The 15,005-nt window shown below is 33.2% G+C and carries 16 protein-coding genes; 9 read left to right on the top strand and 7 right to left on the bottom strand.

The window, feature by feature from the left end; genetic code table 11:
* Window positions 1-70 precede the first annotated feature (70 nt).
* From QLQ95_RS04625 to QLQ95_RS04605, 5 genes are all read left to right on the top strand, one after another.
* Window positions 71-958, top strand: a complete 888-nt coding sequence (locus QLQ95_RS04625) for a bifunctional 5,10-methylenetetrahydrofolate dehydrogenase/5,10-methenyltetrahydrofolate cyclohydrolase (protein ID WP_095929403.1) — start codon at window positions 71-73, stop codon at window positions 956-958.
* Window positions 959-1,177: 219 nt separating this feature from the next.
* The gene (locus QLQ95_RS04620) at window positions 1,178-2,104 is read left to right on the top strand and encodes a magnesium transporter CorA family protein (RefSeq protein WP_095929404.1); all 927 of its coding nucleotides are present in this window, start codon (window positions 1,178-1,180) and stop codon (window positions 2,102-2,104) included.
* A gap of 300 nt (window positions 2,105-2,404) precedes the next feature.
* Window positions 2,405-3,019: a hypothetical protein gene (locus tag QLQ95_RS04615; RefSeq protein WP_095929405.1), complete on the top strand. Its 615-nt coding sequence runs from the start codon at window positions 2,405-2,407 to the stop codon at window positions 3,017-3,019.
* A 4-nt stretch (window positions 3,020-3,023) separates the two neighbouring features.
* A complete protein-coding gene (locus QLQ95_RS04610; protein ID WP_095929406.1) occupies window positions 3,024-3,314 on the top strand; it encodes a winged helix-turn-helix domain-containing protein in 291 nt (96 codons plus the stop codon).
* Window positions 3,315-3,374: 60 nt separating this feature from the next.
* Window positions 3,375-4,766, top strand: a complete 1,392-nt coding sequence (locus tag QLQ95_RS04605; protein WP_428237379.1) for a DUF4153 domain-containing protein — start codon at window positions 3,375-3,377, stop codon at window positions 4,764-4,766.
* A 46-nt stretch (window positions 4,767-4,812) separates the two neighbouring features.
* Here the strand turns inward: QLQ95_RS04605 and rluF are convergent, their stop codons facing one another.
* The 3 genes from rluF to QLQ95_RS04590 all read right to left on the bottom strand — a co-directional run bounded on the left by rluF (window position 4,813) and on the right by QLQ95_RS04590 (window position 7,274).
* Window positions 4,813-5,646, bottom strand: a complete 834-nt coding sequence (gene rluF / locus QLQ95_RS04600) for a 23S rRNA pseudouridine(2604) synthase RluF (protein WP_320493092.1) — start codon at window positions 5,644-5,646, stop codon at window positions 4,813-4,815.
* 115 nt (window positions 5,647-5,761) lie between these two features.
* The gene (locus tag QLQ95_RS04595) at window positions 5,762-6,109 is read right to left on the bottom strand and encodes an antibiotic biosynthesis monooxygenase family protein (RefSeq protein WP_250837347.1); all 348 of its coding nucleotides are present in this window, start codon (window positions 6,107-6,109) and stop codon (window positions 5,762-5,764) included.
* 13 nt (window positions 6,110-6,122) lie between these two features.
* The gene (locus tag QLQ95_RS04590) at window positions 6,123-7,274 is read right to left on the bottom strand and encodes a cytochrome P450 (RefSeq protein WP_482502816.1); all 1,152 of its coding nucleotides are present in this window, start codon (window positions 7,272-7,274) and stop codon (window positions 6,123-6,125) included.
* 74 nt (window positions 7,275-7,348) lie between these two features.
* Between QLQ95_RS04590 and QLQ95_RS04585 the strand changes: the two genes are divergently transcribed.
* A complete protein-coding gene (locus QLQ95_RS04585) occupies window positions 7,349-8,029 on the top strand; it encodes an ArsR/SmtB family transcription factor (RefSeq protein WP_095929410.1) in 681 nt (226 codons plus the stop codon).
* Between the two features lie 206 nt (window positions 8,030-8,235).
* On the opposite strand, the gene QLQ95_RS04580 is transcribed toward QLQ95_RS04585, so the two are convergent.
* The 3 genes from QLQ95_RS04580 to QLQ95_RS04570 form a co-directional block, all read right to left on the bottom strand.
* On the bottom strand, window positions 8,236-9,111 hold the full coding sequence (locus tag QLQ95_RS04580) for an alpha/beta fold hydrolase (protein ID WP_320493094.1): 876 nt from the start codon (window positions 9,109-9,111) through the stop codon (window positions 8,236-8,238).
* A 164-nt stretch (window positions 9,112-9,275) separates the two neighbouring features.
* The gene (locus QLQ95_RS04575) at window positions 9,276-10,055 is read right to left on the bottom strand and encodes a zinc ribbon domain-containing protein (protein WP_095929412.1); all 780 of its coding nucleotides are present in this window, start codon (window positions 10,053-10,055) and stop codon (window positions 9,276-9,278) included.
* A 3-nt stretch (window positions 10,056-10,058) separates the two neighbouring features.
* Entirely contained in the window at window positions 10,059-11,153 is a 1,095-nt protein-coding gene (locus tag QLQ95_RS04570; RefSeq protein ID WP_095929562.1) for a Nif3-like dinuclear metal center hexameric protein, read from the bottom strand.
* 110 nt (window positions 11,154-11,263) lie between these two features.
* Here QLQ95_RS04570 and QLQ95_RS04565 point away from each other — a divergent pair, with 110 nt between their 5' ends.
* From QLQ95_RS04565 to lpxK, 3 genes are read left to right on the top strand one after another with little or no spacing between them, the layout of a single operon-like run.
* Window positions 11,264-11,509 carry a DUF2683 family protein gene (locus tag QLQ95_RS04565; RefSeq protein ID WP_095929413.1) on the top strand — a complete coding sequence of 82 codons (246 nt, stop codon included), beginning with the start codon at window positions 11,264-11,266 and terminating at the stop codon, window positions 11,507-11,509.
* The gene (locus QLQ95_RS04560) at window positions 11,491-11,772 is read left to right on the top strand and encodes a Txe/YoeB family addiction module toxin (RefSeq protein WP_095929414.1); all 282 of its coding nucleotides are present in this window, start codon (window positions 11,491-11,493) and stop codon (window positions 11,770-11,772) included. The genes QLQ95_RS04565 and QLQ95_RS04560 overlap by 19 nt, the downstream gene beginning before the upstream one ends.
* A gap of 4 nt (window positions 11,773-11,776) precedes the next feature.
* A complete protein-coding gene (gene lpxK, locus QLQ95_RS04555; protein WP_095929415.1) occupies window positions 11,777-12,799 on the top strand; it encodes a tetraacyldisaccharide 4'-kinase in 1,023 nt (340 codons plus the stop codon).
* Window positions 12,800-12,823: 24 nt separating this feature from the next.
* On the opposite strand, the gene QLQ95_RS04550 is transcribed toward lpxK, so the two are convergent.
* The gene (locus QLQ95_RS04550; protein WP_320493315.1) at window positions 12,824-14,995 is read right to left on the bottom strand and encodes a tetratricopeptide repeat-containing hybrid sensor histidine kinase/response regulator; all 2,172 of its coding nucleotides are present in this window, start codon (window positions 14,993-14,995) and stop codon (window positions 12,824-12,826) included.
* Window positions 14,996-15,005: the final 10 nt, after the last annotated feature.

Here is a 15,005-nt window from a genome sequence, read left to right as displayed (position 1 = left end):
AATAGTAAGTTTCAACAATAACATGAAACTTGAAACTTGAAACAAAAATTAAAACCTGAAACAACACACAATGCAACTACTAGACGGTAAAAAAACATCTAACGACATTAAAAACGAAATTGCAGCCGAAGTTCAATCAATAAAAGTAGCTGGAGGAAAAGTGCCTCATTTAGCAGCCGTTTTAGTAGGTAATAACGGAGCAAGTTTAACTTACGTAGGAAGTAAAGTAAAATCATGCCAAGAGATTGGTTTCGATTCAACTTTGGTTGCTTTACCAGAAACGATTACAGAAGACGAATTATTGGCTAAAATTAAAGAATTGAACGAAGATGATAATCTTGATGGATACATCGTTCAGTTGCCTTTGCCAAAACATATCGACGAGCAAAAAATTTTATTAGCAATCGATCCAGACAAAGATGTTGACGGATTTCACCCAACTAACTTTGGAAGAATGGCTCTTGAAATGGAAAGTTTTATTCCGGCAACACCATTCGGTATTATGGAATTGCTAGAGCGTTACAAAGTAGAAACGGCAGGAAAACATACAGTCGTAATTGGAAGAAGCCATATCGTAGGACGTCCAATGAGTATTTTAATGAGCCGTAAAGGAAATCCAGGTGATTCTACAGTTACGCTAACTCACAGCCGTACAAAAGACTTAGCAGAATTCACTAAAAACGCCGATATCATTATTACAGCTTTAGGAGTTCCAGAATTCTTAAAAGCCGATATGGTCAAAGAAGGAGTAACCGTTATCGACGTTGGAATTACGCGCGTAGACGATGCATCAAATCCAAAAGGATACGTTATCAAAGGAGATGTTGATTTTGACGGAGTAAGCAAAAAAGCTGCGTTTATTACACCAGTTCCAGGTGGAGTAGGGCCAATGACAATTGCAATGTTGCTTAAAAATACTCTTTTAGCGAGAAAAATAAGAAGCGCAAGAAATAAATAAAAATTGCGTCAAAATATAGTTGCAAAGCCTGTTCGATCGAACGGGCTTTGTCTTTTTAATATATAATTAATAGTTTAAAGTTTTGGTTCTTAAAAATAAAGGATACTTTTGCACCACTTAAAAAACACTTCTCCAAATGGACGATTATTATTCGTTAGTATTTAATTAAAGCAGCTTTTGAAATTTTCAAAATGCTGCGCTAAAAACCTGTATTTTGAAATGAAAGCCTTTTACACAAACAACAACGGATTGGTAGAAATCCAAAAATGGACTTCAAATTGCTGGATTCACATCGAATCTCCAACAGAATCAGATAAAAACTATTTAGTGGATGAACTTCAGGTTCCTGAAGCTTTTTACAATGATATTGAGGATATCGACGAAAGACCCCGTATCGAAATCGAAGACGGCTGGACACTTATCATTATGCGTATTCCAGTTAAAAGTGGCGATATCAAAATTCCTTTTCATACCGTTCCTCTCGGAATCATTTTTAAAGATGATATCTGTGTGACCATCAGCTTTTATAAAACAGAAATCATTGCCGATTTTGTGTCGTATTCACAACGTAAAAACATCGAAATTGAAGACAATTTCAACCTTGTACTAAGATTGCTTTTGTCGTCAAGCGTTTGGTATTTGAAATATCTAAAACAAATCAATCATAAAATAAAACTTGCCGAGGATAACTTAGAGAAATCGATCAAAAATGAAGAATTGCAAGCCTTGCTTCAAATCGAAAAATGTTTTGTATTCTTCATCACTTCATTAAAGGCAAATGACGTTTTATTTCAAAGAATTAAAAATCTAAAAGCGCACAAAGCCAATTACGACCCAGAATTATTAGAAGATGTCGAAATCGAATTAAATCAGGCACAAGACACAGCCAATATTTACAACAACATCTTAACAGGAATGATGGATGCCTACGCTTCTGTAATTTCAAATAATATGAATACAATCATGAAACAGATGACGTCCATTTCGATCATCTTAATGATTCCAACCTTAATCGCCAGTTTGTACGGAATGAACGTGCCAAACGGCCTAGAAGAAAGTAAGTACGGAATCTGGATTCTACTTTTAGTCTCTATAATTCTATCTACTTTCGGAGTTCTTCTATTCAAAAGAAGAAGATGGTTTTAATTCAAAATTTCAAAATAGTAAAAGCCTGTTCGTTAAGAATGGGCTTTTTGTTTTTATAATTTGGGCGTGACCCCGACCCGTTGAAAGGGCAAACATACTTTACGCTTATGCGCCCTCTCAACGGGTCGGGGTCGGGCTATCCGCGCTACTTCGGTAGCCAGCTCCTATCCCTCACGCAACTTTACGGAGAGACCTAACAGGTTTTTAAAACCTGTTAGGTCTTACTTAAATAAAAAAATCACTTTTTTTATTTGTCAATTCAAAATAAATAATAACTTTGTAACGCAAAGTACTTTAATTATGAATCAAAAGCACCAAGAAGATTTAGCACATATTCGTTCCATGATGGAGCGCTCTTCACGATTTATATCATTAAGCGGACTTTCGGGAGTTTTCGCAGGTCTTTCGGCTTTAATTGGCGGAATCTATGTTTACCAGCTTTTTAAAGCAAACGGCATGGATTATCTAAATGATGAGCATAGATTATATTCTACCAATCTGGTTTCAGAATTATTCTGGATCGGAATCACAATTTTAGTATTTGCATTTGCATTCGGAATCTTTTTTACCATTAGAAAAAGCCGAAAATACAATTTGCCAATCTGGACTTCAGCAACAAAAAAGATGTTGTTCAATCTAGCCGTTCCGCTTTTAGCTGGTGGAGTGTTTTGCTTAGCAATGATGTACCACGGTTACTTTGGTTTAGTGGCGCCATCGACATTAATATTTTACGGATTAGCCGTTATAAACGCAGAAAAATATACATTTTCAGATATTAAATATCTAGGTTTTTCGGAACTGATTTTAGGATGTATTGCACTTTTTAATATAGGATATGGTTTGATTTTCTGGATTATCGGATTCGGGATCCTACATATTGTATACGGATTAGTGATGTTCAAAAAATACAAATAACCCAATGGGAATTATTGATAAACTAAATAAAGATTTTGAAAGCCGTGTCAGACTGGGTATAATGTCCGTTCTGATGGTTAACGACTGGGTAGATTTTACCGAGATGAAAGCGCTTTTGAATATCACCGACGGTAATTTAGCGAGTCATTCCTCTGCGCTTGAAAAAGCAGCTTATATCGAAGTGAAGAAAGAATTTGTGGGCAAAAAGCCAAAAACCTCTTATCAGGTAACCGATCTGGGGCGTGCAGCTTTTAAAGAGCACTTATCGTACCTTGAAAAATTAATGAAATCATAAATAACGCTATTTTTTTACCTAAAAACTTTGAATTACAAAGTACTTTTAAATTCATCAATCATGAAAAAACATCAAATTATCTTAGCCTGTACAGCGGTTTTTATACTGCTTTTTTACAACCAATCGGTAGGAATCAATATTTCTATTTTCGGTGTAGTTCTTACGCTCTTGATTAGTTATTTCTTTCAGGAAAAGTTTGTCGACAGATCGCATTTAGTTCTTGTAATGACGTCGATCTTGTCTTGTTTCGCCTTTGCATGGTACGGAGATGCAGCATCATTTTTTGCTTTAGCTTTATCAATTTTATTTTTACAATTTAAAACACAAGATGGAGAACTTAAAATGATTCAGGTTTTCCCTCTAATAGTCTTAAACGGATTTACTTCTATTGGCAGAATATTCATTTTTAAACAATGGCTTCCAGAACGCAAAATCCACAATGATTTTGCTAAAAAATTAATTGCCTTTGTTCTTATTCCAATTATTTTTCTCGGATTGTTTTTTATCGTGTATTCTTTCGGAAGCGATCATTTCTCTTCATTATTTACAGATTATGAATTAGATATTAATCTTCCGCAATTAATTGCAATGTGCATTTTAGGATTCTATATTTCGTTCAGCTTTTGGAATTACTGGGTTCCTGATGTTTGTTACGAATACAATCCGAAATTAAGTAATGATTTCAGTAATATTTCTGAAATAAAAAATCAAAGTACTTTTTCATTTTTAGATCTTGATTTCGAAAGAAAAAGTGGCGTAATTACTTTGTTTCTTTTAAATATCATGTTGCTAGTTTTTATCGCAACTTACAATTACGAACAGTTTTTTGAAGTAGTTGAAAAAACAAATCTAAGTTCTGATACGCACGAACGCGTAAACGCCGTAATTTTTTCAATCTTAATGGCAGTAGGGGTAATCTTATTTTATTTTAAAGGAGGTTTTAATTTTGATGAAAAAGCATCTTCTTTAAAAACGCTGGCTAAAGTTTGGCTAGGGCTAAACGTGATTTTAATTATAAGCGCGATTATTAAAAACTCAGAGTATGTTTCTTTTTATGGTCTTACTTATAAAAGGTTAGGCGTGTATGCTTTTCTAATTTTAGCCATTATCGGATTAGTAGTTTCATTTCAGAAAATCAGCAAACAGAAAACAAATGCTTTTCTTTTCAATCAAATGCTTTGGTATTTCTACGGAACGATTCTTTTATGCAGTTATATAAACTGGGGCGGTTTAATTACGAATTACAATATTTCTGTAAACAAAGGCGTAGAGCCAATTTTCCTTAGCGGGTTAAATTTTAATGATGAAGCTCGACGAGAATATTTCAAAAAGAACAATTTAGACGGAAAATATGCAGAATCGGTCAGAGAAGAAATGATCTGGAATTATCAAGATGCTAGCTTTTTATCTAAAGCATTATATTATGATTTTTTGAATAAAGAAAAGAAATAGAACAAAATGAAAAATCCCATTCAGTTACTTGAATGGGATTTCTGTTTTATTTATTATCTCCTCTTTTTTTAAATCGAGGATCGTGTTTGGAGATATAATTTTTTCTTCTAGTTGGAGTTGCACTTGAATTCGAAGTTTCAACTTTAGGAAGACTCGCTTCTTCGGTTTTGCTAGAAGGCTCAATCAACTGATTCAATTCTTTTATTTCATCATCGGTTAAATCTCTATATCTTCCAACAGGAACATCCAAAGAAATATTGATGATTCTAATACGTTTTAACGCCGTAACTTCATACCCCAAGTATTCAGACATTCTTCTAATCTGACGGTTTAATCCTTGCGTTAAAATGATCTTAAAAGTGTATTTGCTGATTTGCTCTACTTTACATTTTTTGGTAACCGTATCCAAAATCGGAACACCATTTCCCATTCTCTGAATAAAACGATCTGTAATGGGTCTGTCAACGGTAACGGTATATTCTTTTTCGTGATTGTTTCTGGCACGAAGAATCTTGTTTACGATATCACCATCATTGGTCATAAAAATTAATCCTTCACTGGCTTTATCCAATCTTCCAATTGGGAAAATACGTTTTGGATAATTAATATAATCAACAATGTTATTTTTAACTTCTAAGTTGGTAGTGCATTCAATGCCAACTGGTTTGTTGAAAGCCAGATAAACCAGTTTCTCGTTTTTTTCAACGATTAATTTTCCGTCTATACGTACTTCATCATCTGGCGAAACTTTAGTTCCCATTTCAGCCACAGCGCCATTTATTGTAACGCGTCCTTCTTCGATTAATTTATCGGCTTCACGACGAGAACAATAACCAGTTTCTCCTATAAATTTATTGAGACGTTTCAAATTTTCTTCCATACTGCAAAAGTAGGCAAAAGTTTAGATATCTTAGAATTTTAGAATTTAGACTTTAGATTTTAGATTTTTGAGAAAAAACTTAGAACCTTAGTAGCTTAGAATCTTAGCACCTTTTCTACGAATCATGAAAAACCGAACTATCACTCGGCGTTTCTTTTCGATCAAACATTCCGTAATCACGAACCACAGTCGCAATTCGTAAATGATAATCTTTAAAAACTTCATTTCGACCTTTTGCCTGCGCGTGACGATGCATTTCCAGATTTCTCCATTGCTGAATACTTTCTTCATCTTTCCAAAATGATAAAGACAACACTTTTGAAGGATCGGTAAAACTTTGAAATCGTTCTATAGAAATGAATCCTTCAATATGGTCTAATTCTGGACGCAGACTTGCAGCGATGTCCAGATATTCTTCTTTTTTTCCTTCGTTAGGAATTACTTCAAAAATTACAGCTATCATATTTTTATTTTTTTTATTGTAATGAAATCCAGATATTCTTCGGTAATCTGGCATTTATCATGGGTTCGTATTGAATATTATTTTCTAGAATGGTAACGGTATTGAATTGATTAAATAAAAAACATAAAGCTTCGGTAGTTAAATGAATAGAGAAATGTTTAGCCAGACACATATGACCGCCAATTCCGAAAGTTAGATTTTCAGCATTATTATTTCTTTCAATGTCAAATTTTGATTCATTTTCAAACTTCTTCCAATCTCGATTTGCCGACGCAAGCACAACTAAAATAGGATCATTTTTTTTAATTAGGCTTTTGCCGATGTAAAAATCTTCCGTCGCAACTCGTCTTGTATTGTGAATGGGCGGGTCAAAGCGTAAAGTTTCTATTACCGATTTTTCAATTTCTGTTTTACTAGAAAAAGTTTTATTATTCAGAATCTGCAAGAGAGAATTGCTCAAAATTCCTCTTCCCGCATCAAAACTCTGAATAAACAATCCAATTAAATTGCTAATGCTTATTGTTTTAATTTCGTCAAGCGAAAGAGAATTTGATTCCGAAATTTTGGCTGATAAAGATTCATAAAAGTTTAATTGAAAAAGCTGTTTTTCTACGATTGAAAATATTGTTGCTGAAACTTCATTTATAGATTTTACTTGTTCTTCTGTTTTCTGCGGAAGCATTATTTTAACCATAGATTCTATTTGGTTTGCAATAAACTCACAATCCTTTTCTTCAAAATTAAAACTTTGTAAAACAACTAGAACTGGCAGTTTCTTGCAAACCGAATTTACCCAATCTATTTTGTTTTCAGCTAAATTGCTTTTTATTAATTGGGAAATAATTGAATTGATATCTACAGATTTCATTTTTGAAAACAACAACATTGCGATTTCTTTTGAAATTTTATGCTGTATCCCGTTTGATAATCGTGTCAGATTATTTAAAATTTCTAATGCCTTTTTGTTCAGTTTTTGTTTGTTGTCTGGATTTACAGCCGGAATCTCAGCTTTAGGATTTTTCAAAATAGAAACACAATCTTCATAAGAATATATTGCCCATATTTTATTGGTTTCATCCCAATAAACGGGATTGTTTTGCAACATGTTTTTATAGATCAAATAAGGATCGCTGCTGTCAGATTGAAGGAATAAAGTTGACTTCATGTGGAATGTTTTTAGCAAAGTTATTTAACTTTACAAGGCAATAGTTCATTCTGCACTTAACTGTGAACATCTAAATGGAAGATCAATTTATAAAAACAGCATCCTTAATTGGCGATCCTACGCGCGCTTCAATTTTGTGGACTTTAATGGACGGAAGAGCTTTTACAGCTACAGAACTGGCAGTAAGCGTCAACACATCTCCGCAAAATATTAGTATGCATTTAGGGAAGCTTCTCGATGCCGATTTGCTTTGTGTAGAAAAACAAGGACGTCATAAATATTACCGATTTTCAAATAAAGAAGTCGCATACGCGCTTGAAGCAATGGCAAGTTTAGTTCCGAAACCTGAAGTTGCTTCGAAAGGTAAAGCAGAAACTTATCCTCCAATAAAATTCTGCAGAACTTGCTATGATCATCTAGCGGGAAAGATTGGCGTGGCTTTAACGGATAGTTTATTGGAACAAAAAATAATTGTCAATCAAAATAACACTTTTGAAATAAGTTCAGATGGGAAAAAGTGGTTTTCAGATTTTGGAATTAATTTGGAAGAAGCACAAAAACAAAAACGAATTTTCTTAAAACCGTGCTTAGATTGGAGTGAACGTAGAAATCATATTGCCGGTTCAATTGGAACATTGCTTTTTAATAAAATGTTGAAAGAAGACTGGCTCAGAAAAACTGAAAATTCGAGAGCTATTACTGTTACTGGAAAAGGAGAGAAGGAATTGCTGAAGTATTTTAAGATTGTTGTTTAAAAATTTTAGATTGCAGATTTTAGATTAATAGATTTCACGCAATCTTGTCATTTCGACGAAGGAGAAATCTTCGTGAGAAGCTCGACAAAGATTGGGTTTTCGTTACGGAGTTACTTGCGAAGATTTGCTTCGCCTGTTCGCTATCGCTCGAGTCTCCTTCGTCGAAATGACAATACTGCCGTTTTTTAAGGGAAAAACTTAGTGCCTTAGCGACTTAGTGGCTCAGAACCTTCAGGCGAAAAAAGAAACTCAATCACTTTATCATACAATTCATCATCATGCATTCCGTGGCCTAAACCAGAAGTTTCAATAAACTGACTATTTTTCCAATTGCTTGCTATTTTTTGCCCTTCGGCGAAAGCCACAATTTTATCTGAAGTATCATGAGCAATAAATCCAGGAATAGTAAATTGGGAGGCAAATTTCTGTCCCGAAAAATCTTCCAATTTAAAATTGAAGCGGTCCAAGAATTTACTTTCTAAAAGAGAAAACATTTTGGTATTTAGGCTCAGCATTGAAACGTAATTGTCTATTAAAGTTTTTAACTCTGAAGGAGCTCCTAAAATTACCATTTTGTTGATGCTGGTATTCGGGAATAAATATTGATGGTAAACGCAAGCTGCGCCTCCAATCGAATGTCCGATAATAATTTCTGGCTGGTATTTTTCTACTGCTTTATTGATAAACTCAGCATAAAGCGGCACATTAAATTCTTTTCCGCTGCTTTGTCCATGAGCTGGAGCATCGATGGCAATAATAGTGCTTCCGGATTTTTGAAGGTGAGGTAATGTTTTTTTCCATCGCGCAGCATTGCTTTCCCAACCGTGAACCAATAGAATTTTGGTTTCATTTCCTTTCCAGATGTAGGTTTGAAAATGATGTTCGTTATGATGAAACGTTTCTGTTTCTGTGTGTCGCAAAACTTTCGGAAGTTCTTCTTTTTTCAATCGGCCAATTCGCGGTTGGCTGAAAAGCGCATAAGAAAGTTCAACAGCTTTTTGCGGACGCACATAGCTCAAAAAATTAATATAAGATCCAACTGATTTTAATGTAATAAAACGAATGCCTTTTTTAATTCCCAAAACTTAATTTTTTTTTCTAAAGGTAAAAAATGTTTTGCCACAGATTAAAAGGATTAAAAAAAGATTTTATTCAGCATAAGAATAATTTAATCTGCGTTAATCCTTTTAATCTGTGGCAAAAAAAATAAGTAAAAAAAAAGTCCCGATTTAATCGGGACTTGATATTAGAATTTTGCGAACAATTGTTCCATTTTTTCTTTTTCTTCTTCAGCTAATTGAGTATCAACTAAAATTCTTCCAGAGTGCTCATCAGTAATGATTTTCTTTCTTGAAGCAATTTCAACCTGAGTTTGTGGCGGAATTGTAAAGAAAGATCCAGCAGAAGCTCCTCTTTCGATAGAAACTACAGCTAATCCGTTACGAACACTGCTTCTGATTCTGTTGTAAGCTGCTAATAATCTGTCTTCGATTTGTGAAGCAAATTCAGCAGATTTCTCAGTCAAGAAAGTTTCTTCTTTCTGAGTTTCAGCCATGATAGCATCTAACTCAGATTTTTTATGTTTTAAATGAGAGCTTTTAGCATCAAGTTTTTCTTTTAAATTAGAAATAACTTCTTTTTTGTGCTCGATAGAAGCTTTCATTTCTTTGATTTGCTTTTCAGCCAATTGAATTTCTAATTCTTGAAATTCAACTTCTTTTGTCAAAGAATTAAATTCTCTGTTGTTACGTACTGATTCTTGTTGTTTAGTGTACTTCTTGATAACCTCTTTATGCTCCTCAATAGCAATTTTCTTTGCTTTGATTTGCTCCTCAATCACTTCAAGTTCACCTTTCAGTTTTTCTGAACGAGTGCTCAAACCTGCAACTTCATCTTCTAAATCTTCAACCTCTAAAGGAAGTTCTCCTCTAACGTTTCTGATTTCGTCAATTCTAGAGTCAATAAGCTGTAAATCGTATATTGCTCTTAACTTGTCCTCAACACTTAATTCTTTCGTATTCGTCATATTCTATAAGTACTTAACTGGATTTGTATTTTCTTCCGATAAAATGATTGCAAAATTAAGAATTTTTTTTCGAAGATAATCAACAATATAATTTTTTGTATAGCGTTCGCTCTCAAAATGACCAATATCTGCCAAAAGTAGCTTGTTTTCAGCTTCATAAAACTGGTGATACTTCAAATCGGCAGTCAAAAAAGCGTCGGCTCCAGCCTGAATTGCATTTTTTATGGCAAAACTTCCAGATCCTCCCAAAACAGCAACTTTTTTTATTTTTTTACCTAAAAAAGCAGAATGACGAATTCCGTCGGCAATCATTTTTTCTTTTACAGAAACAAGGAAATCTTTTTCATCCATTTCAGTTTCAAACTCACCAATCATTCCTAAACCAATATTTTGGTGAGCATTCTTTAAATCGTAGATCTCATAAGCGACTTCTTCGTAAATATGATTCGCAAAAAGTGCTTTTAAAATTCTGGACTGAAGATGTTTTTCAAAAACCACTTCAATTTTAATTTCTTCTCCTGTATGCAGTTTTCCTTTTTCTCCAATTACAGGATTGCTGTCTTCATTTCCTTGAAAAGTAAAAAAACCTTGCGTGTTGAAACTGCAATTGTCATAGTTTCCAATTGTTCCAGCTCCAGCTTCAAACATGGCATTTCGAACTTTATCTGCATTATCTGGAACAGTGAAAGTGACTAATTTTTGAATGAAATTTTGTTTCGGAATCAAAACCTTAGTATTTGTCAATCCTAATGCATCGCAGAAAATTTTATTTACGCCTTGCGAATGATTGTCAAGTGCGGTATGAACGGCATAAATAGCAATATCGTTTTTGATCGCTTTTAAAATAGCGCGTTCTACATAATTTTTGCCTGTAATTTTTTTAATTCCAGAAAATAATATCGGGTGAAAACAAACGACTAGATTACAGTTTTTAGCAACAGCTTCGTCAATAACACTTTCTAAGGCATCATGACAGACTAAAACTCCCGTAGATTCGGTTTCAGAATCTCCAACTAAAAGTCCAACATTGTCAAAATCTTCGGCATAAGCCAAAGGAGCCATTTCTTCAAGAGCCGATATAATATTTTTGATTTTCATTTTCAGTTTTTTCCAAATTTTTGTTGGTAACAACTATTTATACTAATGGTAATAATAGTTGATACTAAAAGTACAAATTTAGTACATTTGTAATATAAAATTTATAAGTTATGACAACTATAAAAATTAACGAACGCACGAAGACAGGAAAAGCATTTATGGAAATGTTTGAAGCTTTCTTTAAAGGTCTTGATGGTATTGAAATTGTAGAAACGGATAGTTATGGACAGGTTAATGAGGAGCCAAGTATCTATAGTGCAGAATTTATTGAAAAAGTTAAAAAAGCAGAAGAGAATATTAAACAAGGAAAAACGACAAGATTAAATCCAGATGATATATGGGGAAGTATTTTGTAGAATTTGACGATATTGCTCGTAAAGATTTGAAAAGTCACTATAAATCAGGAAATAAAGCTACCATAAAAAAGATCGAAAAAATACTTTTGGAACTAACTGAAACCCCTTTTTTTGGAGAAGGACAACCAGAGGAATTGAAGTATAGTCTTAATGGATATTGGTCTAGAAGAATTAATCAAAAAGATAGAATGATTTATCGGGTAGAAGAAGATATCGTAACCGTTATTATAGTTTCAGCAATGGGACATTATTCAGATAAATAATTCTATGAACTTACTTCGAAAAATACTTTTCCCTTTCGCCATTTTATACGGATTCATTACTTCGATCCGTAATTTTCTTTTTGATAAAGGGATTCTAAAATCCACTTCGTTTGATATTCCAGTAATTGCGGTTGGAAATCTTAGCGTTGGCGGTACTGGTAAAACACCTCAAATAGAATATTTAATTCGTTTATTATCTGATAAATATAAAATTGCCACTTTAAGCCGCGGTTATAAAAGAAAGTCAGAAGGTTTTGTTTTGGCTAATGAAAATTCGAATGCCGAAATTTTGGGAGATGAACCTTTTCAGTTTTATCAAAAATTTCAAAATATAATGGTTGCTGTTGATGCCAATCGTACAAACGGAATTCAGCAATTACTTTCTCAAAACGAACAGCCAGAAATTGTTCTGTTGGATGATGCCTATCAGCATAGAAAAGTAAAAGCTGGTTTTTATATTTTACTGACTTCTTATGGTGATTTATATGCAGACGATTTTATGCTGCCAACGGGGAATTTGCGTGAAAGCAGGAGCGGAGCAGAAAGGGCTAGTATAGTAGTTGTTACAAAATGTCCTAAAATTTTAACAGAAGAAGAACAAACTGAGATTAGATTAAAATTGAAGTTGAAAGGCAGTCAGAAAGTCTTTTTTACTTTTATAGACTACGATATGATCATTTATGGTAAAAACGAAAAAATTGCCGTTAGTGAAATCAAATCAGAACCAAAACTTCTTTTAGCTGGAATTGCAAAACCAAAACCATTTTTTGACTACCTAAAAAATGAAAGTGATGAATGCTTGACTTTTCCAGATCATCATCATTTTTCTGATGCAGATTTAAATTCAATTCGAAATAAAGCAAACGGAAGGAAAATAATCACCACCGAAAAAGATTATGTGAGATTGAAAGACTCAGAGTTAGTAGATCAATTGTATTATTTGCCAATAAAAAGCTCGTTCATCAATCATCAGCAAGATTTTGATGCAACGATTTTAGAGTATGTAAAAGAAAACTCAAAATCTTAGCATCTCAGAAACTTAGTTTCTCAGTTAATCAAAAAACTTAGCAATAGTAGTGTAGAAATCGTCTGGTACAAAAGGTTTGGTAATTACGTCATCCATTCCAAAAGAAAGAAGCATATCTCGGTTTTCGTCAAGCGAAATAGCTGTTAAAGCAATAATTGGAGTCGCTTTATCAAATTCGCGAATCAATTTGGTAGCTGTCGTTCCGTTAATTCCAGGAAGATGAACATCCATTAGAATCATGTCGAAGCGTTTAACTTTTAAAAGTTCGACAGCATCTTCTCCATTGTCAACAATTTCGCAAGTGATATTTTTGTTTTCCAACATTTTGCGAGTGATCATTTGATTGATCTTGTTGTCCTCAATCAATAAAATAGATTTGTTTTTCAATTGTTTGTCATTATAAGGTTTTACTTCTTCGATTACTTCCAATGGTTCATTATTGATTTTGAAGTTTAACTTGAAGGTAAATGTAGAACCTTTACCTACTTCACTTTTTAATTTTATTTCGCCTCCTAAAAGTTCTATTAATTTTTTTACAATTGTAAGACCAAGACCTGTTCCTCCATATTTTCTGTTTACTTCGATAGAACCTTGAGAAAAGCTCTCAAAAACAGATTGAAGTTTGTCTTCAGGAATTCCGATTCCAGTGTCGACAATTTCGAAATAAACCGTTGCATTTTCTTCTTCCTGAGAATACAGTTTTGCGATAACATTTACGTGGCCGTTCTGAGTAAATTTTAAAGCATTGTTGATTAAGTTTAGTATAATTTGAGATAATTTAGTTGGATCTCCAATTAGATTGTCAGGAATGGTTTTGTCTATTTCTAGATTGAAGTAATTCTTATTGGCGGTTGCCAATTCTTTTAGTGAACTTTGAATGTTAAAAAGCAGTTCTTTAAGATTAAAACTGATATTTTCAACTTCGACTTTAGTCGAATCAATTTTGTTGATCTCTAAGATTTCGTTGATAAAAGTGGTCAAATAATTCCCAGAGAATTTTAAAGATTCTAAGTACTTTAATTGTTTTTTCTTCGGTTTGTCTTCCAGTAGAATATGGGTAATTCCGTTAATTGCATTCAAAGGTGTCCGGAGTTCATGGCTTACTGTAGACAAAAATTCAGATCTTGCTTTTGAAGCTTTTTCTGCTTTGTTTTTGGCCAGAATCAGTTCTTTGTTTTTTTCTCGAAGTAATAAATTGTTCTGGTTTCTGATGATGTTGTTTTTGTACAGCGCTAAACTCAAAAGGGATAAAATCGAAATCAAAGCAATTGCCAAAATACTAACCAATTTAGAATAGCGATATGTTTTGAGTTGAAATTTTTCTTCGCTTTCTTTCTTAATTGTGTTGCTTAAAGATTGATTTTTTTTGAATTTTTGGAATTCATCCAAATCAATTTTGGCATTTTTTAGTTTTAGCATATAATTTTCCAGCTGATAATGCTCGTCTAGGTAGGAATATGCCAGATCATAGTTTTTATTTTGTTTGTAGTATTGGCTTATGGCTAAAACGATTTTCGATTTCTTCGGAAAATCATTGATTTTGTCATTGTAATCTAAGGCTTTATTAAAATATATAATTGCCGAATCGTTTCTTTTAAGTTGCCCTTCAATTAAACCAAGCTGATAATAGGTATCTACTTTGGTTTTTATAATTGCATTGTTGTCTGGTTTTTTAGTGATTGCTTTAAAAGTCTTTAGTGCCGATTTAAGATCGTTATTGGTTTTAAATGCTAAAGCTTTCTGATAATTTAATATTTCTGCGTTGTCATTGATGTTCAGATTTTTAAGTAAATCTTTGGCTTTTGTGTAATAAACGTTAGCTGTTTTGTAATCGCCTTTTGCGGTATTTGTTACGCCAATATAATGCAAAGCCAAAACTTTTGTGCAGCTTGGTTTTAAAGTGTCGAATAAAGAAACCGTTTTATGGAAGTTTTTTAAAGCGTCTTCAAATTTTCTCTGGTTGTAATAGATTTTTCCGAGCTTAAAAGTCTGATTGGCCAAATTCTCTTTTTTGCCATTTTCTTCACAGAAATTAATCGACTTTTCGGTGTAATAAACCGCCTGATCAAACTTTTTATTGTTAAGGTTAGAATTAGCCAGCTTGTTATAATAGGTAACACTATCCGTATTCTTTTTAGCTTGAGAATACAAAAATGAGTTTAAAAAACAAACAACAATAAAAAGATAGTATTTCATCATGTATGGC

It is taken from the genome of Flavobacterium sp. B330r (assembly GCF_056824325.1).
Note: the sequence above shows the minus strand (reverse complement) of the source record. Positions and strands in the feature narration are given on the sequence as shown.

Coding starts and splice junctions, on each gene's coding strand:
- QLQ95_RS04625 (WP_095929403.1), top strand. CDS start 71: ATGCAACTACTAGACGGTAAAAAAACATCTAACGACATTAAAAACGAA.
- QLQ95_RS04620 (WP_095929404.1), top strand. CDS start 1,178: ATGAAAGCCTTTTACACAAACAACAACGGATTGGTAGAAATCCAAAAA.
- QLQ95_RS04615 (WP_095929405.1), top strand. CDS start 2,405: ATGAATCAAAAGCACCAAGAAGATTTAGCACATATTCGTTCCATGATG.
- QLQ95_RS04610 (WP_095929406.1), top strand. CDS start 3,024: ATGGGAATTATTGATAAACTAAATAAAGATTTTGAAAGCCGTGTCAGA.
- QLQ95_RS04605 (WP_428237379.1), top strand. CDS start 3,375: ATGAAAAAACATCAAATTATCTTAGCCTGTACAGCGGTTTTTATACTG.
- rluF (WP_320493092.1), bottom strand. CDS start 5,646: ATGGAAGAAAATTTGAAACGTCTCAATAAATTTATAGGAGAAACTGGT.
- QLQ95_RS04595 (WP_250837347.1), bottom strand. CDS start 6,109: ATGATAGCTGTAATTTTTGAAGTAATTCCTAACGAAGGAAAAAAAGAA.
- QLQ95_RS04590 (WP_482502816.1), bottom strand. CDS start 7,274: ATGAAGTCAACTTTATTCCTTCAATCTGACAGCAGCGATCCTTATTTG.
- QLQ95_RS04585 (WP_095929410.1), top strand. CDS start 7,349: ATGGAAGATCAATTTATAAAAACAGCATCCTTAATTGGCGATCCTACG.
- QLQ95_RS04575 (WP_095929412.1), bottom strand. CDS start 10,055: ATGACGAATACGAAAGAATTAAGTGTTGAGGACAAGTTAAGAGCAATA.
- QLQ95_RS04570 (WP_095929562.1), bottom strand. CDS start 11,153: ATGAAAATCAAAAATATTATATCGGCTCTTGAAGAAATGGCTCCTTTG.
- QLQ95_RS04565 (WP_095929413.1), top strand. CDS start 11,264: ATGACAACTATAAAAATTAACGAACGCACGAAGACAGGAAAAGCATTT.
- QLQ95_RS04560 (WP_095929414.1), top strand. CDS start 11,491: ATGGGGAAGTATTTTGTAGAATTTGACGATATTGCTCGTAAAGATTTG.
- lpxK (WP_095929415.1), top strand. CDS start 11,777: ATGAACTTACTTCGAAAAATACTTTTCCCTTTCGCCATTTTATACGGA.
- QLQ95_RS04550 (WP_320493315.1), bottom strand. CDS start 14,995: ATGAAATACTATCTTTTTATTGTTGTTTGTTTTTTAAACTCATTTTTG.